The sequence below is a fragment of the Geodermatophilus amargosae genome (genome assembly GCF_041028265.1).
In the GTDB taxonomy this organism is placed as follows: domain Bacteria; phylum Actinomycetota; class Actinomycetes; order Mycobacteriales; family Geodermatophilaceae; genus Geodermatophilus; species Geodermatophilus amargosae_A.
Map to the genome: position 1 here is coordinate 64,276 of NZ_JABGCW010000010.1, position 22,578 is coordinate 86,853.

23 protein-coding genes are annotated in these 22,578 nt (G+C 75.2%); 7 read left to right on the plus strand and 16 right to left on the minus strand.

The features are described from left to right. Nucleotides 1–59: 59 nt before the first annotated feature. On the minus strand, nucleotides 60–740 hold the full coding sequence (locus HLV61_RS13360; RefSeq protein WP_369256162.1) for a phosphodiesterase: 681 nt from the start codon (nucleotides 738–740) through the stop codon (nucleotides 60–62). Between the two features lie 131 nt (nucleotides 741–871). On the opposite strand from HLV61_RS13360, the gene HLV61_RS13365 reads away from it, so the two are divergent. Continuing rightward, complete coding sequence (locus HLV61_RS13365; protein ID WP_369256164.1) at nucleotides 872–1,087, plus strand: hypothetical protein; 216 nt, start codon at nucleotides 872–874, stop codon at nucleotides 1,085–1,087. A gap of 63 nt (nucleotides 1,088–1,150) precedes the next feature. Here HLV61_RS13365 and HLV61_RS13370 read toward each other — a convergent pair whose 3' ends face one another. From HLV61_RS13370 to HLV61_RS13390, 5 genes are all read right to left on the minus strand, one after another. Further along, entirely contained in the window at nucleotides 1,151–2,662 is a 1,512-nt protein-coding gene (locus HLV61_RS13370) for a class I adenylate-forming enzyme family protein (protein ID WP_369256166.1), read from the minus strand. Continuing rightward, the gene (locus HLV61_RS13375; protein ID WP_369256168.1) at nucleotides 2,662–3,642 is read right to left on the minus strand and encodes a phosphotriesterase family protein; all 981 of its coding nucleotides are present in this window, start codon (nucleotides 3,640–3,642) and stop codon (nucleotides 2,662–2,664) included. Before HLV61_RS13375 ends, HLV61_RS13370 begins: the two co-directional genes overlap by 1 nt. 98 nt (nucleotides 3,643–3,740) lie before the next feature. After that, on the minus strand, nucleotides 3,741–5,270 hold the full coding sequence (gene mftG, locus HLV61_RS13380) for a mycofactocin dehydrogenase MftG (RefSeq protein ID WP_369256170.1): 1,530 nt from the start codon (nucleotides 5,268–5,270) through the stop codon (nucleotides 3,741–3,743). Beyond that, nucleotides 5,267–6,577, minus strand: coding sequence for a class I adenylate-forming enzyme family protein (locus HLV61_RS13385; RefSeq protein ID WP_369256172.1), 1,311 nt, complete (start codon nucleotides 6,575–6,577; stop codon nucleotides 5,267–5,269). The genes mftG and HLV61_RS13385 overlap by 4 nt, the downstream gene beginning before the upstream one ends. After that, nucleotides 6,574–7,440: an MBL fold metallo-hydrolase gene (locus HLV61_RS13390; RefSeq protein ID WP_369256174.1), complete on the minus strand. Its 867-nt coding sequence runs from the start codon at nucleotides 7,438–7,440 to the stop codon at nucleotides 6,574–6,576. The genes HLV61_RS13385 and HLV61_RS13390 overlap by 4 nt, the downstream gene beginning before the upstream one ends. Nucleotides 7,441–7,498: 58 nt before the next feature. On the opposite strand from HLV61_RS13390, the gene HLV61_RS13395 reads away from it, so the two are divergent. Next, on the plus strand, nucleotides 7,499–8,038 hold the full coding sequence (locus HLV61_RS13395) for a hypothetical protein (protein ID WP_369256176.1): 540 nt from the start codon (nucleotides 7,499–7,501) through the stop codon (nucleotides 8,036–8,038). 115 nt (nucleotides 8,039–8,153) lie between these two features. Here HLV61_RS13395 and HLV61_RS13400 read toward each other — a convergent pair whose 3' ends face one another. Continuing rightward, nucleotides 8,154–9,473 carry a M23 family metallopeptidase gene (locus HLV61_RS13400; RefSeq protein WP_369256178.1) on the minus strand — a complete coding sequence of 440 codons (1,320 nt, stop codon included), beginning with the start codon at nucleotides 9,471–9,473 and terminating at the stop codon, nucleotides 8,154–8,156. Nucleotides 9,474–9,699: 226 nt separating this feature from the next. On the opposite strand from HLV61_RS13400, the gene HLV61_RS13405 reads away from it, so the two are divergent. After that, entirely contained in the window at nucleotides 9,700–10,764 is a 1,065-nt protein-coding gene (locus tag HLV61_RS13405; protein WP_369256180.1) for a Glu/Leu/Phe/Val family dehydrogenase, read from the plus strand. Nucleotides 10,765–10,950: 186 nt separating this feature from the next. Next, nucleotides 10,951–11,169 carry a DUF3073 domain-containing protein gene (locus HLV61_RS13410; protein ID WP_093579136.1) on the plus strand — a complete coding sequence of 73 codons (219 nt, stop codon included), beginning with the start codon at nucleotides 10,951–10,953 and terminating at the stop codon, nucleotides 11,167–11,169. Between the two features lie 80 nt (nucleotides 11,170–11,249). On the opposite strand, the gene purM is transcribed toward HLV61_RS13410, so the two are convergent. Continuing rightward, nucleotides 11,250–12,317: a phosphoribosylformylglycinamidine cyclo-ligase gene (gene purM, locus HLV61_RS13415; RefSeq protein WP_369256182.1), complete on the minus strand. Its 1,068-nt coding sequence runs from the start codon at nucleotides 12,315–12,317 to the stop codon at nucleotides 11,250–11,252. Beyond that, a complete protein-coding gene (purF, locus tag HLV61_RS13420) occupies nucleotides 12,314–13,897 on the minus strand; it encodes an amidophosphoribosyltransferase (protein WP_369256184.1) in 1,584 nt (527 codons plus the stop codon). The genes purM and purF overlap by 4 nt, the downstream gene beginning before the upstream one ends. Before the next feature lie 144 nt (nucleotides 13,898–14,041). Between purF and HLV61_RS13425 the strand changes: the two genes are divergently transcribed. After that, nucleotides 14,042–14,392 (plus strand): hypothetical protein, encoded by a 351-nt coding sequence (locus tag HLV61_RS13425; protein WP_369256186.1) that lies wholly within the window; start codon nucleotides 14,042–14,044, stop codon nucleotides 14,390–14,392. An 18-nt stretch (nucleotides 14,393–14,410) separates the two neighbouring features. Here HLV61_RS13425 and HLV61_RS13430 read toward each other — a convergent pair whose 3' ends face one another. Continuing rightward, on the minus strand, nucleotides 14,411–15,019 hold the full coding sequence (locus HLV61_RS13430; protein WP_369256188.1) for an MBL fold metallo-hydrolase: 609 nt from the start codon (nucleotides 15,017–15,019) through the stop codon (nucleotides 14,411–14,413). Continuing rightward, nucleotides 15,019–16,104: an S-(hydroxymethyl)mycothiol dehydrogenase gene (locus tag HLV61_RS13435; protein WP_369256190.1), complete on the minus strand. Its 1,086-nt coding sequence runs from the start codon at nucleotides 16,102–16,104 to the stop codon at nucleotides 15,019–15,021. The genes HLV61_RS13430 and HLV61_RS13435 overlap by 1 nt, the downstream gene beginning before the upstream one ends. Nucleotides 16,105–16,305: 201 nt before the next feature. On the opposite strand from HLV61_RS13435, the gene HLV61_RS13440 reads away from it, so the two are divergent. Together HLV61_RS13440 and HLV61_RS13445 are read left to right on the plus strand one after the other, a co-directional pair. Continuing rightward, nucleotides 16,306–17,724, plus strand: a complete 1,419-nt coding sequence (locus tag HLV61_RS13440; RefSeq protein ID WP_369256192.1) for an L-lactate MFS transporter — start codon at nucleotides 16,306–16,308, stop codon at nucleotides 17,722–17,724. Then, nucleotides 17,721–17,879, plus strand: coding sequence for an MFS transporter small subunit (locus tag HLV61_RS13445; RefSeq protein WP_369256194.1), 159 nt, complete (start codon nucleotides 17,721–17,723; stop codon nucleotides 17,877–17,879). The genes HLV61_RS13440 and HLV61_RS13445 overlap by 4 nt, the downstream gene beginning before the upstream one ends. 58 nt (nucleotides 17,880–17,937) lie before the next feature. Here the strand turns inward: HLV61_RS13445 and HLV61_RS13450 are convergent, their stop codons facing one another. The 5 genes from HLV61_RS13450 to HLV61_RS13470 form a co-directional block, all read right to left on the minus strand. After that, nucleotides 17,938–18,327 carry a sterol carrier family protein gene (locus HLV61_RS13450; RefSeq protein WP_369256196.1) on the minus strand — a complete coding sequence of 130 codons (390 nt, stop codon included), beginning with the start codon at nucleotides 18,325–18,327 and terminating at the stop codon, nucleotides 17,938–17,940. Next, entirely contained in the window at nucleotides 18,327–20,612 is a 2,286-nt protein-coding gene (gene purL / locus HLV61_RS13455; RefSeq protein WP_369256198.1) for a phosphoribosylformylglycinamidine synthase subunit PurL, read from the minus strand. The genes HLV61_RS13450 and purL overlap by 1 nt, the downstream gene beginning before the upstream one ends. Then, complete coding sequence (gene purQ / locus HLV61_RS13460) at nucleotides 20,609–21,280, minus strand: phosphoribosylformylglycinamidine synthase subunit PurQ (RefSeq protein ID WP_369256200.1); 672 nt, start codon at nucleotides 21,278–21,280, stop codon at nucleotides 20,609–20,611. The genes purL and purQ overlap by 4 nt, the downstream gene beginning before the upstream one ends. Before the next feature lie 3 nt (nucleotides 21,281–21,283). Then, on the minus strand, nucleotides 21,284–21,523 hold the full coding sequence (gene purS, locus HLV61_RS13465) for a phosphoribosylformylglycinamidine synthase subunit PurS (RefSeq protein ID WP_369256202.1): 240 nt from the start codon (nucleotides 21,521–21,523) through the stop codon (nucleotides 21,284–21,286). Between the two features lie 116 nt (nucleotides 21,524–21,639). Further along, on the minus strand, nucleotides 21,640–22,512 hold the full coding sequence (locus HLV61_RS13470) for a DUF559 domain-containing protein (protein WP_369256204.1): 873 nt from the start codon (nucleotides 22,510–22,512) through the stop codon (nucleotides 21,640–21,642). Between the last annotated feature and the right edge of the window lie 66 nt (nucleotides 22,513–22,578).

Genomic DNA, 22,578 nt, shown 5'->3' on the forward strand with positions numbered 1-22,578 from the left:
CGAGGATCGTGCCGCACAACCGTGTGGGACTCACTCGATCGACCGCCTCACCCGGAGGCTCAGCCGGTGCTGCGCGCCTCCTGCGCGGCGGCGTAGGCCGGTGCCCGGAACCTCGCCATCGGGCCGTCGGCCAGCAGCCCCGGCGGCGGGTTGCGCACGGCGTCGAAGCGCAGGTCCGGGTCGAGGTCGGGGCCCGGGTCCCCGAGGACGAGCCGCCCGAAGGGCACCCACTCCCCCACGCCGCGGGCCACGAGCAGCCGGAACGCCGCCCCCGGGGCTGCCGCGGCGACCGGTCCCGGGTCCGACGGCAGGGACCGCGGACCGTCGGGGACGGCGGCCAGCCGCAGGGTCCCGGCGGCCGACCGGTAGCCCATGATCGAGGAGTAGGGCACCGCGGCACCGACGCGCGGCACCGGCAGGAAGCGGGTCCAGCGGCCACCGCCGGTGGTGGACAGCAGCAGGTCCACCGGCCGGTCACCGTCGGGCAGCCGGACGGCGAGCCCGAGGAGGTCGGGCAGCGGCGCGGGCAGGCCCGCGCCGCGGGACAGCCGGACGACGGCGCTCTCGCGGGCCCGCTCCTCCAGCCACCGGACGCCCCAGTCCCCGGGCGCGCCGGTGCGCTCCACGGCGGCGGAGAGGACGGCGCCCCGCGGGTGCATCGGCTTGCCGTCGCGCCACCGCGCCAGGCCGCCGAGGGGTACCGCGGCCAGTCGGCCGGCCAGCGTCGGGAGATCCGCCATGTCCGGCCCCTACCCGCCGCGCGGGGACACGCACGCCCGGTGCGTCAACCGGCAGGACCTGCCGGTGTCGGTCGCGATGTCCGTCGTTCCTTGCCTGTGACACGGAGCGGTCCGCCGCATACGTTCAGTGAGTGCTCACGACGTTCCTGGTCACCGGCGGGGTCCTCGCCGGTCTGATGCTGCTGCTCGCCCTGATCGTCGCCCTGAGCTCCCGGCCCGCTCCCCGCACCGCCCCCCGGCCCGGCGAGCGGACCGCCGGCTGGGTGGCCGACGCCGGCCGCCCGCACCCCGACGTCTGGTCGCCGCTGACCAGCACCACGACGTCGGAGATCCGCCCGGTCCGCTGACCGGGCCCCTGGACCGGCGTCCCGGCGGCTGCGACGGCGCGCCGCCGGGACGACCCGCCCGGCTCACCGACGGCTGACCGGCTCCCACTGCGACTCGGCGCGCAGCACCGGCTTGAGCACCTTGCCGCCGGGGTTGCGCGGCAGCACCGCCGACCGCACCGCCACGAACTGCGGCACCTTGAAGTCGGCCAGGTGCGCGCGGGCGTGGACCATGACCGCCTCGACGTCGAGCTCGGCGCCCGGGACCGGCACCAGGACGGCGCCGACCTTCTCCCCCATCACCGGGTCGGGCACCCCGACGACGGCGACCTCGAAGACCCCCGGCGCGGCCGCCAGCGCGTTCTCGACCTCGACGCAGTACACGTTCTCGCCGCCGCGGTTGATCATGTCCTTGGCCCGGTCGACGACGTAGGTGAAGCCTGCGTCGTCGATCCGCGCGAGGTCACCGGAGTGCAGCCACCCGTCGGTGAACGCCTGCGCGGTCGCCTCCGGCTTGTTCCAGTAGCCCTGCACCACGTTCGCGCCGCGGATGAGCAGCTCCCCCACCCCGGTCGAGGGGTCGACGCCCTCCAGCCGCAGGTCGACCACCGGCGCGGGGAAGCCCACCGAGTCCGCGTGTGTGCCGGCGTACTCGTGGGGCAGGAACGTCGAGATCGACGAGGTCTCCGACAGCCCGAAGCCGTTGCCCACCTCCGCGGCCGGGAACGCCCGCTTGATCCGCGCGACCAGTTCCGGCGCGATCGGCGCCCCGCCGTAGGTGACGAACCGCACCCTGCTGACGTCGACGTCGGCGAAGGCCGGCTGGTTGACCGCCAGCCAGAAGACCGCGGGCACCGACGTGAGGACCGCGATGCGCTCCTCCGGGACCACCTGCAGGAACCGGCCCACCTCGAAGGCCGGCATCACCACCGCGGCCGCGCCGCTCTGCAACGCCGGCAGCAGCTGACTGTTGCAGCCGGTGACGTGGAACAGCGGGACGCTGATGAGGTTGCGCAGCGACGGGTCCTCGCGGCCGAGCCCCACCACCCGCCGGGCGTTCTCGGTGTTGGTCAGGAAGTTCTCGTGGCTGGTCATCGCGCCCTTGGGGAAGCCGGTGGTCCCCGAGGTGTAGAAGATCGCCGCGAGGTCCGGGAGGGCCAGCCCCTCCTCGGCGTACGGCGCGCCGTCGGGCAGTGCGGACCCGGAGGCGAGCACCACCCGAGCGCCGCTGTCGTCGACGACGTACTGCGCCTCGGCGTCGGTGAACCGGGTGTTGACCGGCACCGCCACGCCGCCGGCCAGCAGCGTGCCGAGGAAGCCGAGCACCCAGTCCACGCCGTTGCCCAGCCGGATCGCCACCCGGTCGCCGCGGCCCACGCCGGCCTCGCGCAGCCCGCCGGCCACGCGCGCCGCGCCGTCCCAGAGCTCCCGGAACGTCAGGCGGGGCCCGTCGACCTCGACGACGGCCTCGCCGCCGGGGTCCCGGTCGACCGAGGCCCGCAGCATCGCGACGACGGAGTCGGGCAGGTCGGTGTAGTGCTTCACGCCGGCGGCGTCGCGCTCGACGCCGCTCTCGTCGAAGGGGTGGGCGACCATCAGCGCGCTCCCTCGAAGTACCGGCGGGGGACGTCGACCAGCATCGTGGTGATCTGCTCGTCGGTCACCCCGTGCTCGCGCAGGTAGGGCAGCACGTCCTCGTGGATGTGCGTGTAGTGCCACTGGGGCAGCAGGTCCATCACGCCGGGCGCCAGCCAGTCGATGTAGCAGGAGGCGTCCTGCGAGAGCACCATCTGGCCGGCGTGCCCGCGGCGGCACATCTCCACGACGGTGTCGGCCCGCGCCTCGAACGTCGTCTCCAGGTTGATGCCGAAGCGGTCCATGCCCAGGACGAAGCCCGCCTCGGCCAGCTCGCTGAGGTGGTCGACGTCGGTGGTGTCCCCGCTGTGGCCGAGGACCACCCGCCGCGGGTCCACGCCCTCGTCGGCGAGCACCTGCTGGACCGCCAGCCCCTGCCGGGTGCCGGGGTGGGTGTGCACGGTGATCGGGGTGCCGGTGGCGCGGTGCGCCCCGGCCACGGCGCGCATGACCCGCTCCACACCGGCCGTCAGGCCCTGGCGGTCGATCGCGCACTTCAGCAGCCCGGCCCGCACACCGGTGCCCGCGATCCCGTCGGTGATGTCGCCGACGAACATGTCGACCATCGGGTCGGGCACCTCGGTGCCGAGCGCCTCGTTCAGCGCCGGGCCGCGGTGGTGGAAGAAGAAGGGGACGTCGTCGTACGTGTAGCAGCCGGTGGCGACGACGATGTTGAGGTCGACCTGCTCGGCGATGCGCTGGATCCGCGGGACGTACCGGCCCAGGCCGATCACGGTCGGGTCGACGATCGTCCGCACGCCCACCCCGGCCAGCTTCGTCAGCTTGGCCACGGCGTCGGCGACGCGGTCGTCCTCGCTGCCCCACTCCTCGGGGTGGTTCTGCTGGACGTCGGCACTCAGCACGAAGACGTGCTCGTGCATGAGGGTCGTGCCGAGCTCGGCGGTGTCGACGGGGCCCTGGACTGTCTGGACCTGCGGCACGGGTCCTCCTCGCGGGTGGTCCACCCGGCGCCGGTGCCGGGCGGGGCACCGGACGCTACCGAGGACGTGACACCGATCACAGCGGGCCGGCGCCCGGGTCAGGTGCGCCCGGTCATCAGCTCCGCGGCCCGCTCGCCCACCATGACCGCCGTCGCCGCGGGCCCCCTCGTGGGCACCTCGGGCAGCACCGAGGTGTCGGCCACCCGGAGCCCCTCGACGCCGCGGACCCGCAGGTGCTGGTCGACGACGGCGCCCGGGTCGCCGTCGGGGCCCATCGGGGCGCTGCCGGTCAGGTGCTGCGCGGTCGCCAGGGAGGCGCGGATCCAGCCGTCGAGGGCGGCGTCGTCGGCCAGGACGTCGTCGCCGGGGCCGGGGCGGGCCGCCACGAGCGGGGACAGGGCGCGGGTGCGCAGCAGCGCCGCGGCCAGGCGCACGGCCTCGCGCAACCGCCGCCGGTCGGTCGCGGTGGACAGGTAGCCGTGCGCCACCCGCGGCGCGACGGCGGGGTCGGCGGAGGCCAGCGTGAGGCGCCCGCGGCTCTCCTCGCGGAACAGGCCGGCGGCCAGCGCGAGCGTGCGGTCGTCCCCGCCGCTGCCGGGGACCACGTGCCCCCAGGGCCGCAGCCAGGGCAGCACCTCGAGGTCGCCGGGCACCGGGGAGTCCGACGACGTCGCGTCGAGCGACCCGTGCAGCGGCAGCGGCCAGTCGCCGTCGGGGAGCCCCGGCACCGGCACCCACGGCAGGTAGACGAGCGGGTGGTCCGACAGCCCGGCACCCACGCCCGGGAGGTCGGCGACGACGTCGAGGCCGTGGGCGCGCAGGCCGGCCGCGGGGCCGATGCCCGACAGCAGCAGCAGGTGGGCCGAGCCGACGGTGCCGGCGCAGACCACGACCTCCGCCGCACGGATGCGGCCGGCGTCGGTGTCGACGCCCACGGCGCGGCCGTGCTCGACGAGCACCCGCCGCACCCGCACGCCGCCGCGGACGGTCAGCGACGGCGAGCCGCGCCGCGGCGCGAGGTAGGCCATGGCGGTGTTGACCCGCACGCCGCCGTCGACGGTGAGGGGCACCGGCCCGTAGCCGGGCTCGCCGCCGGCGTTCTTGTCCGGCTCGTCGGGGAACCCGAGCTCCGCGGCCGCGTCGGCGAGGGCCTCGGTCAGCGGGGTGGTGACGGCCGGCCGGGTGACCGGCACCGGTCCGCCGCGGCCGTGGACGGGCCGGTCGCCGTACTGCCGGTCGTCCTCGAGGCGGCGCCAGGCCGGCAGCGTCGCCTCCAGGCTCCACAGGTCGTTGCCCGCCGCGGCCCAGCCGGCGTGGTCGGCCGGGGTGGCGCGGACGAAGTAGCCGCCGTTGACCGCGCTGGACCCGCCGACCACCCGCCCGCGCGGCAGCGGCGCGGACGTGCCCGGGAGCAGCTCCGTGGTGAACGACCAGTTCGCCGGGTGCCCCGGGACGGTGGCGCCGAGCGTGGCGGCGTCGAGCAGGTCGGCGGGGAAGTCGGCGGGGCGGGCGTGGTCGGCGCCGGCCTCGAGCAGCAGGACCCAGCGGCCGGCGTCGGCGAGACGGGCGGCCAGGGCGCAGCCCGACGACCCGGCCCCCACCACGACGACGTCCCACTCCGAGGTCACAACCCCAGGACCTCCGGCAGGTCGAGGCGGCGCACCTTGCCCGTGGAGGTGCGGGGCAGCTCGCCCAGCGGGTGCAGGCTCTTGGGGCGCTTGGCCGGCGAGAGCCGCTCACGCGCCCAGTCGCCGAGGTCGGCTGGGTCGGCGGCACCCACGTAGGCGGCGATCACCCGCTGGCCCCACTCCTCGTCCGGGACGCCGACCACCGCGCTCTCCACCACACCGGGGTGCGTGTCGAGGACCGCCTCCACCTCGGCCGGGTAGACGTTCACCCCGCCGGAGATCACCAGGTCCTCGCGGCGGCCGTCGAGCCAGACGGTGCCGTCGCCGTCGACCCGGCCGAGGTCGCCCACGGTGACCAGGTCGCCGCGCCAGGCGGCCGCGGTCTTGTCCGGCGCGCGCCAGTACTCGAAGCGCGCCCACGGCGGCACCGCGCACCACAGCTGCCCGCGCGCGTCGGTCTCCAGCCGCCGGCCGGGACGCGCACGGCCGACGCTGCCGGGGGAGGCGAGCCAGTGCGCCGGCGAGCACACGGTGAACTGCGCCTCGGTGGAGCCGTAGAACTCCCACACGCTGCCCGCCGGGAGCGCGTCCAGCACCGCCCGCTTGAGCGGCTCGGGACACGGCGCGCCGGCGTGCACCAGGCGCCGGAACGACGACCAGTCGACGTCGTCGCGGGCGGCCAGCCGGCGCAGGTGCGTGGGGACGCAGAACGTCGTCGTGGGGGCTCGCCGCGTGATGGTGGCGGCGGCGCGGTCGGCGTCGAACGGGCCGGGCAGCAGCACCTCGCCGCCGGCCAGGAGCGTGTGGACCGCGAAGCGCAGCGGCGCCGAGTGGTGCAGCGGCGAGAGCACCAGGTGCCGGTCGGCCGCAGTGAAGCCCCACAGCCCGATCTCCTCGGCGGCCAGCGCGCGGGCGTCGCCGTCGTCGAGGACGCCGGACCACACGCCCTTGCGCCGTCCGGTGGTGCCCGACGTGTAGTGCATGGGCCGGGCCAGCGGCACGTCGGCGAGGGGCGCCTCGTGGGTGCCGGTGAGCAGCCGGGCGGGGTCGCTGCCGAGGTCGAGGGCAGGGTCGGCGTCCGCGGCGAGGTCGGCCCGCTCGGCCGCGGGCAGCGCCGGGTCGAGGACGACGGGGACGATCCCGCTGCGCAGCGCGCCGAGGACGGCGGCCAGCAGCGCCGGGGACGACGCGGCGGAGACCAGCAGCCGGTCGCCGGGCCGCAGCCCCGCCGCGCGCAGGGCCGCCGCGGCCCGCCGCTGGTCGCGCTCGCTGTCGGCGGCCCGGACGACCGCGACGTCCGCGGTCACGGCAGCCCCACCCGGTCGCCGTCGACCACCACGTGCCCGTCCGCGGCGAGCTTGGCCAGCGTGGCGCGGGTCGACTGGGCGGCCGCCGGCCACAGCTCCCGCGGCACCTCCGCGTAGACGTCGGCCACCATCTGTTCGACCGTGCCGGCGCCGCGGACCAGCGCCGCCAGCAGTTGCGACTCCCGGTGGGCGCGGTGGGCGAGGTAGAAGTCGAGGACGGCGGACGGGTCCTCGGTCAGCTCGGGGCCGTGGCCGCAGTAGAGGGCGCTCGGTCCGAGGTCGTGCACCCGGCGCAGCGACTCCAGGTAGGCGACGACGTCGCCCTCAGGGTGGGTGACCACCGACGTGCCGCGGCCGAGGACGTGGTCGCCCACCAGCACCGCGCCGGACTCCAGCCGGAACGCCAGGTGGTCGGCGGTGTGCCCCGGGGTGGCGACGACGCCCAGCGACGTGCCCGCGAGGTGCAGCCGCTCACCCGGCTCGAGCACCCGGCCGCGGGGCCCGGCGACGGCGGCGTCGGCGGCGGCCACGGGGGCCTCGAAGCGGGCACCCCAGGGCTGGGCGGCCTCGGCGTGGTCGCCGTGGTGGTGGGTGACCAGCACGGCGACGCAGCGCGCGTCGCGGGCGGCCAGCGCCTCCTCGACGGCGGCGAGGTGGGCCGGGTCGTCGGGCCCGGGGTCGACGACGACGGCCTGCCCGCTGCCCGACGCGCCGACGAGGTAGGTGTTGGTCCCGTCGAGGGTCATCGCCGACGGGTTGGGCGCCAGCACGCGGGTCACCAGCGGCTCGAGGTCCGCCGTCCGCGGCAGCCCGCCGGGAGCGGGGAGGTCCCAGGTGACGCGAGGATCGGCGGGGGCGCGCACGTCCGCACGGTAGCCGCGCACGGCCGCGTGCCGCCCGCCCGGCGGTTAGCCTCCCGGCATGCGATCCATCCCGTCCCCGTCCCGCTGCGCCCTCGTGGCCGCGACCGCCGCCGTCCTCCTGACGGCCTGCGGCGGCGGCAACGGGTCAGGCAGCGAGGAGACCGCGGAGTCCACCAGCGCCGACACCTCCAGCTCGGCGGCGCCCAGCACCGGCTCGTCCTCGTCCGGCTCGTCGTCGGCGGCGAATGACGACCCCGCCGTGGCGGCGTTCTGCGACCAGGCCGCGCAGTACGAGGGACTGGGCAACCAGCTGACCGCGGCCACGCCGGAGCAGCTGCCCGGGCTGCTGCAGCAGGCGGCGGCCGCCTACGACACCGTCCAGCCGCCGGCACAGATCGCCGGCGACTGGCAGGTCGTGGGCGACGCACTCCAGGCCTTCTCCGACCAGGCGAACTCCGTGGACGTGACCACCCCCGACGGTCAGACGCAGCTGCAGGGCGCGGCCCAGCAGTTCCTCACGGTCGCCCAGGGGCCCGAGGCCACGAACGTCGCCCAGTTCACCGAGCAGAACTGCGGCGCCGCGGCACCCACCACCTGAGCTCCGCGCGACGACGGCCCGCTCCCCGGTCGGGGGCGGGCCGTCGTCGTACTCGGCCCCCCTGCAGGGCCCCACCGCGAGCGTGCGAGCGGTGGGGGGCAGGGGGGTCCTTCCATCAGCAGCCGCTGATGGCGACGCCGCGGGCGCGCAGCCACGGCACCGGGTCGACCTGACCGCCGTACATGACGCCGCCGGGGTGCACCTCGAAGTGCAGGTGCGGGCCGGTGGACTGACCGCGGTTGCCGACCTCGGCGATCAGCTCGCCGGCGGTGACCCGCTCCCCCGTGCTCACGTACTCGGCGTTGACGTGGCCGTAGACGGTGATCGCGCCGTCGTTGCCGCGGATGTAGACGGCGGTGCCGAAGCCGGTGGCCGGGCCGGTGCGCACCACGACCCCGGAGGTGGCGGCGTAGATCGGCGTCCCGATCGGCGCGGCGATGTCCACACCGGCGTGCAGGAGGCCCCAGCGGTTGCCGAAGCAGCTCGACGTCCGCCCCGAGGTCGGCTTGACGTAGCCCGACCCGCCCGAGGCGGCGGTCCCGCCCTCGGCACCGCGCCCGGACGACGCCGCGGCGCGGGCGGCGGCAGCCGCGGCGGCGGCCTCCTCGGCGGCGCGGGCGGCGGCCGCGGCCGCAGCGGCCTCCTCGGCGGCCTTCTGCTCCTGCCACTGCTGGTAGGCGTCGCGGGCGCCCTGCAGCTCCAACAGCTGGATCTGCGCGGCCTGCAGCTGCTGGTCGAGCGAGGCCTTGGTCGCCTCCGCGGCGGCGACGGCACCCTGCTGGGCGGCCACCTGGGCGTCCGCCGCGGCCTTGGCGGCGGCCGCCTCGTCCTCGGCCGCCGCGGCGGCGTCACGGGCGACCCGCGCGGAGGACTCGGCGTTGGCCTGCCGGACCCGGGCCACCTCGAGCTCCTCGAGCAGCTCGACCTGGGTGTCGCCGACGTACTCCAGCAGCGCGGCCCGCTGGATCAGCTCGCCGGGACCCGCGGAGTCGAGCAGGGCGGCGGCGGTGCTCAGGCCGGCGCCGTCGACGTAGCTCTCGCGGGCGAAGCCGGCGATGCGGCGCAGCGCGGCGTCGACGGCGTCGGCCGCGGCCTGCAGGTCCGCGGCGGCCTGGTCGGCGGCGGCCTGCGCCAGGAGGAGGGCCTCCTCAGCGGCGAGGAAGGCCGTGCCGGCGGCCTCGGCCTGCACGCCGAGCCGCTCGAGCTCGGTCTCGGCGGCGGCCACCTCGGCGGCCAGCCGGCCGACCTCGGCCGCGGCGGCCTCCTGGGTCGCCTGCGCGTCGGCGATCTGGCCGTCGCTCGGGTTGGGCGGCGGCTCCGGCACGGCCAGTACCGGCCCTGCGGTGCCCAGCAGCACCGCTCCGGTGAGGAGGCCGGCCAGGACGGCGCGCACGCCCCGGCGACGGCCGGTCCGGGCGGGACGGCACTGCGGCATCGGTCGCTCCCTGGGAAGAGGGTGGTGCGGGGTACGCAGAGAGCGTCACCCCGTCGGCGCGTGCCACTCGTGCAACACGCGGCACGGACGTCACACCGTGACTCCGCGGCACGGTCACCGACATCCGTCACACCACTTGTCGACACGAGGCTGCACCTCCTTGAGCCCCGGCGCCGCTCTGCCGGGGTGACGGAGCCCACTCCGGCGCGCTCTAGGCTCGGCAGCCGTGGACGTCTTCGGATCCGGTGCCGAACAGGTGGTCTTCTGCTCCGACCCGGCCTCGGGCCTGCGGGCGGTCATCGCCGTGCACTCGACGGCGCTGGGCCCGGCCCTGGGCGGCACCCGCTTCCACCCCTACGCCACCGAGGACGAGGCCGTCGCCGACGCGCTCCGGCTGGCCCGGGCCATGTCCTACAAGAACAGCCTGGCCGGGCTCGACCTCGGCGGCGGCAAGGCCGTGGTGATCGGCGACCCCCGCACCGACAAGACCGAGGCGCGGCTGCGCGCCTACGGGCGCTTCGTCGAGGCCCTGGGCGGCCGCTACCTGACCGCCTGCGACGTGGGCACCACCAACGCCGACCTCGACGTCGTCGCCCGGGAGACCCGCTTCGCCCACGGCCGCTCCGAGGTGTACGGCGGCTGCGGGGACTCCTCCGTGCTCACCGCGTTCGGCGTCTTCCAGGGCATGCGCGCCGCCGCCCAGCACCGGTGGGGCGAGCCGACGCTCGCCGGCCGCACCGTGGCCGTGGCCGGGGTGGGGAAGGTCGGCGGCTGGCTGGTCGACCGCCTGGTGGCCGACGGCGCCGACGTCCTCGTCACCGACGTCGACCCCACCGCCGTCGAGCGGGTCCGGGCCCGTCACCCCGGCGTGGAGGCCGTCGCCGACACCGCCGCGCTGGTGCGCCGCCCGGCCGACGTCTACGCACCCTGCGCGCTCGGCGGGGCCCTCGACGACGCGACGGTCGCCGTCCTGCAGGCCGAGGTGGTCTGCGGGGGCGCCAACAACCAGCTCGCCCACGAGGGCGTCACCGACCAGCTCACCGCGCGCGGGATCCTCTACGCCCCCGACTACCTGGTGAACGCCGGCGGCGTCATCCAGGTCGAGGACGAGCGGCACGGCTTCTCCTTCGCCCGCGCCGAGGCCAAGGCGGCCGGCATCTTCGACGTCGCCCTGCGGGTGTTCGAGACCGCCGCGACCGAGGGCGTCTCCCCCGCCGTGGCCGCCGACCGGCTGGCCGAGGAGCGCATCGCCTCGGTGGGCCGGCTGGCCACCATCCGCCTGCCCCGCTGACCCGCTACGGGGCCTGGTGTGCCCCGTAGCACGACCCCGCTCGGGGGACGGCGGGGGGAGACCCGTGCCGGTGGTCCATCCGTGTCGTAGTCTTGCTCAAGACACAGTCACTCAGTCGGGGTCGCCACGCGGGCCGTCCAGCCCGTGAGCTGGGCTCCCGTTCTCCGTTATGAGGGGGTCGAGCCGATGGGGCGCGGCCGAGCGAAGGCCAAGCAGACACGCGTGGCCCGTGAGCTCAAGTACAGCTCACCGAACACCGACCTGTCCGCGCTTCAGCGCGAGCTGGCGGGTTCTACTCCGTCCTACACCGCTCCGGCGGCCAAGGACGACGACGAGGACGACGACGAGTACGCCGACCGTTGGGCGGACGACGACGCCGAGGACGACTGGGCGGCCAGTCGCTGACGGTCGGCTCACCGCCGGTCCTCTGAGCACGCGAGTGGAAGGCACCGCCGTCCCGCGAGGGGCGGCGGTGCCCGGCGTGCTCAGCGGTAGGTGCCCACCAGCCGTGCGCCGGTGTCCCCGCCCGCGACGGTGCCCGCCACCCAGGCCGGCACGCCGCGGCCGGTCAGCAGGCGCACCGCCGCCTCGGCGGCCTCGGGGGCGACGACGGCGACCATGCCGACGCCGCAGTTGAACGCGCGCTCGGACTCCTCGCGGGGCACGCCGTGCTCCTCGAGCAGCGACACCGCCGCGGGGAGCGCCCAGGTGCCGCGGTCGAGCACGGCCTGCAGCCCGTCGGGGAGCACCCGTGCGGTGTTGCCCGCCAGGCCGCCGCCGGTGATGTGCGCGAACGCGTGCACGCCGTCGACGCCGTGCTCCGCCACCAGCGCCAGGCAGTCGAGCGCGTAGATGCGGGTCGGCTCGAGGAGCACCTCGCCGAGCGGGCGGCCCAGCCCGGCAGGAGTGGCGGCCAGGTCCAGCCCGGCGGCGGACACCACGCGGCGCACCAGCGAGTAGCCGTTGGAGTGGAACCCGCTGGAGGCCATGGCCACGACGACGTCGCCGTCGCGGACGCGCTCCGGGCCGAGCACCGCGTCGGCCTCCACGACGCCGACGGCGGTGGCGGCCAGGTCGTACTCGTCGGCGTCCATGAGGTCGCCGTGCTCGGCGGTCTCCCCGCCGACGAGGGCGGCTCCCGCCTGCTCGCAGCCGGCCGCGATGCCGGTGACGATCGCGGCGACCCGCTCGGGCACGACCTTGCCGACGGCCACGTAGTCCTGCAGGAACAGCGGCTCCGCGCCGCAGGCCACCAGGTCGTCGACGACCATCGCGACCAGGTCGACGCCCACGGTGTCGTGCCGGTCGAGCTGACGGGCGAGGGCGATCTTGGTGCCGACGCCGTCGGTGGACGAGGCGAGCAGCGGGCGCCGGTAGCGGGCGGTGTCGAGCGCGAACAACCCCGCGAAGCCACCGAGGCCGCCGACCACCTCCGGCCGGCGGGTGCGCTCGACCGCCGTCCGCATGAGGGTGACGGCGCGCTCACCGGCGTCGATGTCGACGCCGGACGCGGCGTAGGTGAACTCGCCCGTGCCTCCCGACGACCGGCTCACGGACGCCGGAGCGCGTCGTCGGCGCCGCCGGGCAGGGCCGGGCTGCCGGCCTGCTGGCCGGTCCAGCCGCTCACGGCCCGCTCCCCCTCGTCGACGCGCGGCATGGGCGTGCGCGCCACGCCGGTGGGGAGACCGCCCTCGAGCACGTGCTTGCCGAGCACCCCGACCTCGCCGAGCGGGATCGGGTACTCGCCGGTGAAGCAGGCGGTGCACAGCCGGGTGGCCGGCTGCTCGGTGGCGGCGATCAGGCCCTGCTCGGAGACGTAGCCCAGCGAGTCGGCGTTGATCGAGGCGCGCACGCCGTCGACGTCGAGGCCGTTGGCGACCAGCTCGGCGCGGCTGGCGAAGTCGATGCCGTAGAAGCACGGCCACTTCACCGGCGGGCTGGAGATCCGGACGTGCACCTCCAGGGCGCCGGCCTCGCGCAGCATGCGGATCAGCGCACGCTGGGTGTTGCCGCGCACGATCGAGTCGTCGACGACGACGAGCCGCTTGCCGCGGATGACGTCGCGCAGCGGGTTGAGCTTGAGCCGGATGCCCAGCTGGCGGATGGTCTGCGACGGCTGGATGAAGGTGCGGCCGACGTAGGAGTTCTTCACCAGGCCCAGGCCGTAGGGGATGCCGGAGGCCTCGGCGTACCCGACGGCGGCCGGCGTGCCGGACTCCGGCACCGGGATGACCAGGTCGGCGTCGGCGGGGTGCTCCTTCGCCAGCCGCCGCCCGATCTCGACGCGGGCGGCGTGCACGCCGCGGCCGCCGATCGTGGTGTCGGGGCGGGCGAGGTACACGTACTCGAAGACGCAGCCCTTCGGCTCGGCCGGAGCGAAGTGCTGGCTGCGCAGGCCGTTCTCGTCGATGGCCAGCAGCTCGCCGGGCTCGACCTCGCGGACGACGGAGGCGCCGACGATGTCGAGGGCCGCGGTCTCGCTGGCGACCACCCAGCCGCGCTCGAGCCGGCCCAGCACCAGCGGGCGGACGCCCTGCGGGTCGCGCGCCGCGTAGAGGGTGCTCTCGTCCATGAAGGTGAAGCTGAAGGCGCCGCGCAGCTGCGGCAGCACCTCCATCGCGGCGGCCTCGACGCTCACGTCGGGGCGCGCGGCGATGAGCGCCGTCACCAGGTCGGAGTCGGTGGTGGCGGTGAACGCCCCGGGCACGCCGGCGTCGGCGGCGCGGCTGGCCAGCTCCTGGGTGTTGACCAGGTTGCCGTTGTGGCACAGCGCCAGGCCGGTGCCGGCGTCGGTGGTGCGGAACGTCGGCTGCGCGTTCTCCCAGGTGGAGGCGCCGGTGGTCGAGTACCGGGTGTGGCCGACGGCGAGGTGACCGCGCAGGCTGCCCAGCGTGGACTCGTCGAACACCTGGCTGACCAGGCCGAGGTCCTTGTAGACGACGACCGACGAGCCGTCGGACACCGCGATGCCCGCTGCCTCCTGACCGCGGTGCTGGAGGGCGTACAGGCCGAAGTAGGTCAGCTTGGCGACCTCCTCCCCCGGCGCCCAGACACCGAAGACGCCACAGGCGTCCTGGGGACCGGGAGCAGAGGGGTCGAGGGCGTGCGTCAGCCGTCCGTCACCGCGAGGCACACCGCCGAGCGTACCGGCGCTCCGCATCCGTGCCGGGGTGGCGCCCGCCACCCCGGCCAGTCGTCACCGCACGGTGCCCGTGCCTGCCGGAACCCGGACCGGGGTAGGGCACGTTGGACACCCGGTACGTCGAGAGGATCCGACATGTCTGCCGACCGGCCCGACCCGAACGACTTCATCGAGATGGCGCAGAAGATGCTGCGCGGGCTGTTCGACCCGTCGCGGGGCGACGACGAGCCCTGGGCGGGGGCGACCGACCGGGGTTCGGCCACCCGCGAGCGCCGCCGCGAGCCCAGCCCCGAGGAGCGGCGCGAGAACCTCACGTTCGCCCTCGCCACGCGTGCCGTCGAGGCGCTCGAGGACCTCGCGCTCAACGTCGCCGCCATCCGTCAGCGCCTGGAGCGCACGACGACGCCGGAGGCCCGCCCCCGCGCCGAGCACTCGACCGGGGACGCGACCGGGGACGCGACCGGGGAGGACGCCGACCGGGGGTGAGCCCCGGCCGGCGGCCCCTCAGCTGACGGAGCCGATCTCCGCGGAGATGCGGGTGTCCTCACCGTGACCGGTGTGCACGACCGTGTCCCCGTGCAGGCTCAGCAGCTTGCTGCGGATCGAGTTCAGGATCGTCGGCTTGTCGCTGAACGAGCGGCCGGTGGCGCCGGGGCCGCCGTGGAACAGCGTGTCGCCGGTGAAGACGGCGGCCAGGTCGGGCGCGTGCAGGCAGGTGCTGCCCGGCGAGTGACCGGGCGTGTGCAGCGCCGTCAGTGACGTCCCCGCGACCCTGAAGCGGGTGCCCCCGGCCAGCGCCTGGTCCGGCAGGGCGTCCGGATGGACCATCTCCCACAGCATCCGGTCGGCCGGGTGCATCCACACGGGCGCGCCGGTGGCCTCGCGCAGGTCGACGGCGGCGGTGACGTGGTCGTTGTGCCCGTGGGTGAGCACGATCGCCGTCACCGTCCGCCCGCCGATCGCCTCGACGATCGGGTCCACGCGGTGCGGGGCGTCGATGACCAGCACCTCGTCGTCGTCGCCGACGAGCCAGACGTTGTTGTCGACGTCGAAGTCCTGCCCGTCGAGGCTGAACACCCCGGAGACGACGGCCTTCTCGATGCGGGCGGTCATCAGAGGACGACCACGGAGCGCAGGACCTCGCCCCCGTGCATCTTCTCGAACGCGGCCTCGACGTCGTCCAGGCCGACGGTCTCGCTGACGAAGTCCTCGAGCGGGAAGCGGCCCTGCCGGTAGAGGTCGACCAGCATCGGGAAGTCGCGGGAGGGCAGGCAGTCGCCGTACCAGGAGGACTTCAGCGCACCGCCGCGGCCGAACAGCTCGATCATCGGCAGGGTGAGCTGCATGTCCGGCGTCGGGACGCCGACGAGGACCACGCGTCCGGCCAGGTCGCGGGCGTAGAACGCCTGCTCGAAGACCTCCGGGCGGCCGACGGCGTCGATGGCGACGTCGACGCCGAAGCCGTTCGTGTGGCCCTTGATGGCCTCGACGGCGTCGGCGTCCCTGCTGTTGACGGTGTGGGTGGCGCCGAACTGCTTGGCCCACTCCAGCTTCCGGTCGTCGACGTCGACGGCGACGATCGTGGTGGCACCGGCGAGCCTGGCGCCGGCGATCGCGGCGTCACCGACCCCGCCGCAGCCGAAGACGGCGACGGACTCACCGCGCTGCACCGCGCCGGTGTTGACCGCCGCGCCGACGCCGGCCATGACGCCGCAGCCGAGCAGCCCGGCGGCGGTGGCCGGGGCGGCCGGGTCGACCTTGGTGCACTGGCCGGAGTGGACCAGCGTCTTCTCGGCGAACGCGCCGATGCCCAGCGCCGGGGACAGCTCGGTGCCGTCGGCCAGGGTCATCTTCTGCGCGGCGTTGTGGGTGGCGAAGCAGTAGTGCGGCTGCCCCTTGAGGCAGGCGCGGCACTGCCCGCACACCGCCCGCCAGTTGAGGACGACGAAGTCCCCGACGGCCACGTTGGTGACGCCCTCACCCACGGCCGCCACGGTCCCGGCGGCCTCGTGGCCGAGCAGGAACGGGAACTCGTCGTTGATGCCGCCCTCGCGGTAGTGCAGGTCGGTGTGGCAGACCCCGCAGGCCGCCACGTCGACGACGGCCTCACCCGGGCCGGGGTCGGGCACCAGGATCGTCTCGACGCTGACCGGTGCTCCCTTGCTGCGGGCGACGACGCCCCTCACCTCGTAGGCCATGGCGCCGAGCCTATGGCTCCGAGCGGGACCCGGCCGATGTCGCGCTGCCGCTCAGCGGGAACCCGTCGATGGCGCGGGACAGGATGCCGCGCAACGATCCGGTCACGTTCGCCGCGCGGGAACGGCATCCCGCCCGTACCTTCCTCCGTGACTCAGCCCACTGACGACCGGTCCGCCCGGTCCCCGTCCCGGAGGTCGCCCGTGGCGCTACCCGGCTTCCTGCGGCGTGAGCGCATCGTCGCCCGCCCCGGCTTCAACCGGTGGCTCATCCCGCCGGCCGCCCTGGCGGTGCACCTGTGCATCGGGCAGGCCTACGCCACCAGCGTCTACAAGACCGCTCTCGTCGAGGACTTCGGCACCTCGCAGACGGCGATCGGCATCGTCTTCTCGATCGCCATCGTCATGCTGGGTCTCTCGGCAGCGCTGTTCGGCACGTGGGTGGACCGCAACGGCCCGCGCGCGGCGATGTTCACCGCGGCCTGCTTCTGGGTCACCGGCTTCGTCGTCGGCGGGGTGGGGATCGAGACCCGGCAGCTGTGGCTGCTCTACCTCGGTTACGGCGTCATCGGCGGCATCGGCCTGGGCATCGGCTACATCTCGCCGGTCTCCACGCTGATCAAGTGGTTCCCCGACCGCCCGGGCCTGGCCACCGGCATGGCGATCATGGGCTTCGGCGGTGGCGCGCTCATCGCCTCGCCGCTGTCCCGCCAGCTGATGAACTGGTACGACCCGGAGTACGACCCCGCGGTGGCCGGCACGGTCCCGAGCGGCGGTGCCGTCTCGGCGCTGTTCTTCACGCTGGCCGCGGTCTACCTGGTCTTCATGATGTTCGGCGCGTTCATCGTGCGCGTGCCGGCCGAGGGCTGGCGGCCGGCGGGCTTCGACCCCTCGACGGTCAAGCAGAAGGCGCTGGTCACCTCCGAGAGCGTCTCGGCGAAGAACGCCGTCAAGACGCCGCAGTTCTGGCTGCTGTGGACGGTGCTCTTCTGCAACGTCACGGCCGGCATCGGGATCCTCGAGCAGGCCGCGCCGATGATCCAGGACTTCTTCCGCAACGGGGAGACCTCGACCGTCGCCGTGACGGCCGCCGCCGGCTTCGTCGGCGTGCTGTCGCTGTTCAACATGGCCGGCCGGTTCGTCTGGTCCACCACGTCGGACTACATCGGCCGCAAGCCGATCTACATGGTCTACCTCGGCGTGGGCCTGGTCCTCTACGTCGCGCTGGCCACCATCGGCAGCTCCGCCACCTGGCTGTTCGTGCTGCTCGCCGCGGTGATCATCTCGTTCTACGGCGGCGGGTTCGCCACCGTCCCGGCCTACCTGCGCGACCTGTTCGGCACCTACCAGGTCGGCGCCATCCACGGCCGGCTGCTCACCGCCTGGTCGGCGGCGGGCGTCGCCGGGCCGCTGATCGTCAACAGCGTCCTGGACACCCAGGGCGAGCCGGGGTCGCTGGTCGCGGCCAACTACCGGCCGGCGCTGTTCATCATGGTCGGCCTGCTCGCCGTCGGGTTCGTCGCGAACCTGCTCGTGCGCCCGGTCGCCAGCAAGTGGCACGAGCCGCACCGCGACGCCGCCGGCACCGCCCCCTCGACCCCCGAACGGAGCGCCGTCCGATGAGCACGTCCGTCTCGCAGGACTCCTCGCCGAACGGGCAGCAGCCCGTGCACACCCCCGCGGCGCTGATCGCCTTCGCCTGGACGCTGGTCGGCGTCCCACTGGCCTACGGCCTGTTCCAGACGGTCAAGACCGCGACCTCTCTCTTCACCGGCTGAGCACCGCCCTGGGGGGCCCTTGTAGCGCTAATGGCCCCCCTGGGGGGCCCTGGTAGCGCTAAGGGCTCCTCAGGGGTCGCAGCGGCAGGTGGTCGGAGAGGTCGGCGCGGCTGCCGCTCGCGCTGACCCGGCCCGCGGCGACGGCCTCGGTCCAGGTCAGCTCCCCCGTCGCCAGCCGCAGCCAGGTGGCGGCGTCGGTCTCGACGACGTTCGGCGGCGTGCCGCGGGTGTGCCGCGGGCCGGGCACGAGCTGGACGGCGACGTGCGGCGGCACCCGCAGCTCCACCGACCGGCCGGGCACCTGCTGCGCGAGCCACCGCGTGCTGGCCTTCACCGCCGCGCCGAGCACCGACCGCGCGGGCTGCTCGGCGTCGCCCGCCAGCCAGGAGCGGACGGCGTCGACGGCGGCGCGCAGCTCCTCGGCGGGGATCGGCTGCTGCGCGGCCATCAGCTGGTCGGGACGGCGCCCGCCGGGACGCTGCCGACCGTGGCCTCCGGCGTGCCGAACAGCGCCGGCAGGGTGGCCGTCCAGGCCGCCCGGAGCTCGGCCAGCGGCAGCTCCCCCACGCCGGCGACGGCGAGGACGTCGCCGCCGGTGGTGCCGAGCTCGGTGACCGCGACGCCGGCCCACTCGGCCGTCGTCCGCACCGCCTCCGGGTCGGTCGTGGTGACGACGGCGCGGGCGCCGGACTCGCTGAACAGCGCGGGGAACGGGTCGTCGGCGAGCCGCAGCGTGGCGCCGGTGCCGTAGCGCAGCGCCGACTCGGCCAGCGCCTGCGCCAGGCCGCCGTCGGCGAGGTCGTGCGCGGAGGTGACCAGGCCCTCGCGGCCGAGCGCGCCGAGCAGCTCGCCCAGCGCGCGCTCGGCCTGCAGGTCGACGGCGGGCGGGCGTCCGCCCAGGTGGCCGTGCACGACCGACGCCCAGGCCGACCCGCCGAACTCCGGCCGCGTCTCGCCGAGCAGCAGCACCGTCTCCCCCGCGGCTCGCCAGCCGGTGGGCACGCGGTCGCGGACGTCGTCGTGCACGCCGAGGACGCCGATCACCGGGGTCGGGTTGATCGCGACGTCGCCGGTCTGGTTGTAGAGGCTCACGTTGCCGCCGGTGACCGGCAGGCCGAGGTCGCGGCAGGCGTCGGCCAGGCCGCGCACGGCCTCGGCGAACTGCCACATGACCTCGGGCTCCTCCGGGGAACCGAAGTTCAGGCAGTTGGTGACCGCCAGCGGCCGGGCGCCGGTGACGGCGACGTTGCGGTACGCCTCGGCCAGGTTGAGCTGCGCGCCGGCGTAGGGGTCGAGCCGGGCGAAGCGGGCGTTGCCGTCGAGGGCCAGGGCGATGCCGCGGTGCGAGGCCTCGTCGATGCGGACCACACCGGCGTCGTCGGGCTGGGCGAGCACGGTGTTGCCGCGCACGTAGCGGTCGTACTGCTCGGTCACCCAGGTCTTGTCCGCGCCGTCGGGGCTGGCGAGGACGGCCAGCCACTGCGCGGTCAGCTGCTCCGGCGTCGCCGGGCGGGGCAGCGCCGCCGGGTCGTCGGCCTGCAGGGCGTCCAGGTCGGCGGGGCGCCGCATCGGCCGCTCGTACACCGGGCCCTCGTGCGCCACGGTCCGCGGCGGGACGTCGACGATCCGCTCGCCGTGCCAGTCGACGGTCAGCCGGTCGCCGGCGGTGACCTCACCGATGACGGTGGCCAGCACGTCCCACCTGCGGCAGACGGCGAGGAATGCCTCGACCTTGCCCGGCTCGACGATCGCGCACATGCGCTCCTGCGACTCGCTCATCAGGATCTCGGCCGGCGTCAGGGTGCTGTCCCGCAGCGGGACGCGGTCGAGGTCGACGTGCATGCCGCCGGTGCCGGCGCTGGCCAGCTCCGACGTCGCGCAGGACAGCCCGGCGCCGCCGAGGTCCTGGATCCCGGTGACGAGGTCCTGGGCGAAGATCTCCAGGCACGCCTCGATCAGCAGCTTCTCGGTGAACGGGTCGCCGACCTGCACGCTGGGGCGCTTGGCCGGGCCCTCGGCATCGAAGGTCTCGCTGGCCAGGACGCTCACGCCGCCGATGCCGTCGCCGCCGGTGCGGGCGCCGAACAGGACGACCTTGTTGCCCACGCCCTCGGCCTTGGCCAGCCGCACGTCCTCGTGCCTCATCACGCCGACGCACAGCGCGTTGACCAGCGGGTTGCCGGCGTAGCACTCGTCGAACAGCAGCTCGCCGCCGATGTTGGGCAGGCCCAGGCAGTTGCCGTAGCCGCCGACGCCGGCCACGACGCCGGGCAGCACGCGCGCGGTGTCGGCGGCGTCGGCGCGGCCGAAGCGCAGCGAGTCCATGACGGCGACCGGGCGGGCGCCCATCGTGAGGATGTCGCGGACGATGCCGCCGACGCCGGTGGCCGCGCCCTGGTAGGGCTCGACGTAGCTCGGGTGGTTGTGGCTCTCGACCTTGAAGGTGACCGCGTAGCCGTCGCCGACGTCGACCACGCCGGCGTTCTCGCCGATGCCGACCAGCAGGTGCTCGCTGGGCGGGAGGTCCCCGAAGCGGCGCAGGTGCACCTTCGAGCTCTTGTAGGAGCAGTGCTCGCTCCACATGACCGAGTACATGGCCAGCTCGGCGGTGGTGGGCCGGCGGCCGAGGATGTCGCGGATCCGGGCGTACTCGTCGCTCTTGAGGCCGAGCTCGGCCCAGGGCTGGGCGTCGTCGGGGGTCCTCGCGGCGAGCTCGACGGTGTCGACGCTCATGCCGCGACGACCCCCGTCAGGACGCTGGTGAAGAAGCCGAGCCCGTCGGTGGAAGGCCCGGTGAGGTCCTCGACGGCGTGCTCGGGGTGCGGCATGAGCCCGACGACCCGGCCGTCCTCGCTGGTGACGCCGGCGACGTCGCGCAGGCTGCCGTTGGGGTTGCCGCCCACGTAGCGCACGGCCACCCGGCCCTCGCCCTCGAGCCGCTCGAGCTCGGCCGGGGAGGCGACGTAGCGCCCCTCGCCGTTCTTGACCGGGACGACGACCTCCTGGCCGGACGTGTACGCCGAGGTCCAGGCGGTGTCCGCGCGCTCGATGCGCAGCCGCTGGTCGCGGTTGCGGAAGTGCAGGTGGCTGTTGCGGGTGAGCGCGCCGGGCAGCAGGCCGGCCTCGCAGAGCACCTGGAAGCCGTTGCAGATGCCGAGGACCGGCATGCCCTGCCGCGCACGGTCGACGACGTCGCGCATCATCGGCGCCCGCGCCGCGATGGCACCGGCGCGCAGGTAGTCGCCGTAGGAGAAGCCGCCGGGCAGGACGACGGCGTCGACGGCCCGCAGGTCGTGGTCGGCGTGCCAGAGGGTGACGGGCTCGGCTCCGGCGAGGCGCACCGCGCGGGCGGCGTCGACGTCGTCCAGGGAGCCCGGGAAGGTGATGACCCCGATGCGCACGGCTCAGGCCTCCGGGAGGTGCAGCTCGACGTCCTCGATGACCGGGTTGGCCAGCAGCGTCTCGGCGATCTCCTTGAGCGCTGCCTCGTCCGGCGTGCCCTCGACGTCGAGGACGAAGTGCTTGCCCTGGCGGACGCCGGTGACCTGGGTGTGGCCCAGCCGGCCGAGTGCGCCGAGCACCGCCTGCCCCTGGGGGTCGGAGATCTCCGGCTTGAGGACGACGTCGACGACCACCTGCGGCACGGCTCCCGAGCCTACCGGTCCCCCGCTCCACGCCCGTCCCGGTCCGCGGAACCGGTCGAGATCCCGTGATCTCGTACGGCTAGGCCGCCGCTCGCGTGCGAGATCACGGGATCTCGTCAGCGCAGGGCCGCGCTGATCGCCGCGACGACGTCGTCCGGACGGCCGAGCACGTCTGCCGAGGTGAAGCGGAGCACCGTCCAGCCGGCGGCGACGAGCCGGTTCTGCCTGCGCAGGTCCTGCACCAAGACGTCGCGATCCCTGTGCCCGTCACCGTCGAACTCGACCAGCACCCTGCGGTCCGGCCACGCCATGTCGGCTCGCCCCACGAACCCGCTGCCGTCGCGGATGTCGACCTGCAGTTCCGGTCGCGGCAGCCCTGCTCGGTGCACGAGCCAACGCAGGACCGACTCCAACGGTGACTCCGCACGCGGGTCGGCCAGCGGCAGGACGGCGCGCGCCCGTGCTGAGCCACGCCCCGTCGGGCGCCCTCCCAGCTGTCGCTCGAGCTCGGAGGGCGAGCAGTGCCGTGCCACCAGTTGGTCGGTGACCGCGAGCAGCGCCGCCGGCTCGAGCACCCCCGCGAGGTCCCGCCAGGTACGGGCGGGTGAGGTGACCGGCTGGGCCCAGCGGTTCGTCACGTCGTCGTCCTCGAGCGGCAGTCGGTGGATGCGGCGGTCTCGGCGGCTCTCCGACCGCGTCCTGCCGGGCACGGTGAGGTCGATCCGGCGGTCGTCGCGGTCCTGCAGCGGGACCTCGAGGCCCCACGTGGCAGCTGCGGTCAGGTGGCTCGCGACCGCGGTGGGCGGTGCGGTGAGCAGCACGGCGGCGAGTCGCGCGCCGACGTCGTCGGCCAGCGCCCGCGGCAGGTACGTGTCCCGGGACAGACGCTGCAGGGCGGGATGGCGGAGGTGGCGGTCGTTCAGCCCCGCGGCCCGGGCTCCGGCCCTCGTCGTCGGTCCTGAGATGAGCCCCGGGCGTCGTCTGCGCACCGCGGCACCTTGCCGCCTGGACGTGCTCGCCCGCTCGCGCCGTCCACAGCTCGGTCGAGATCGCGC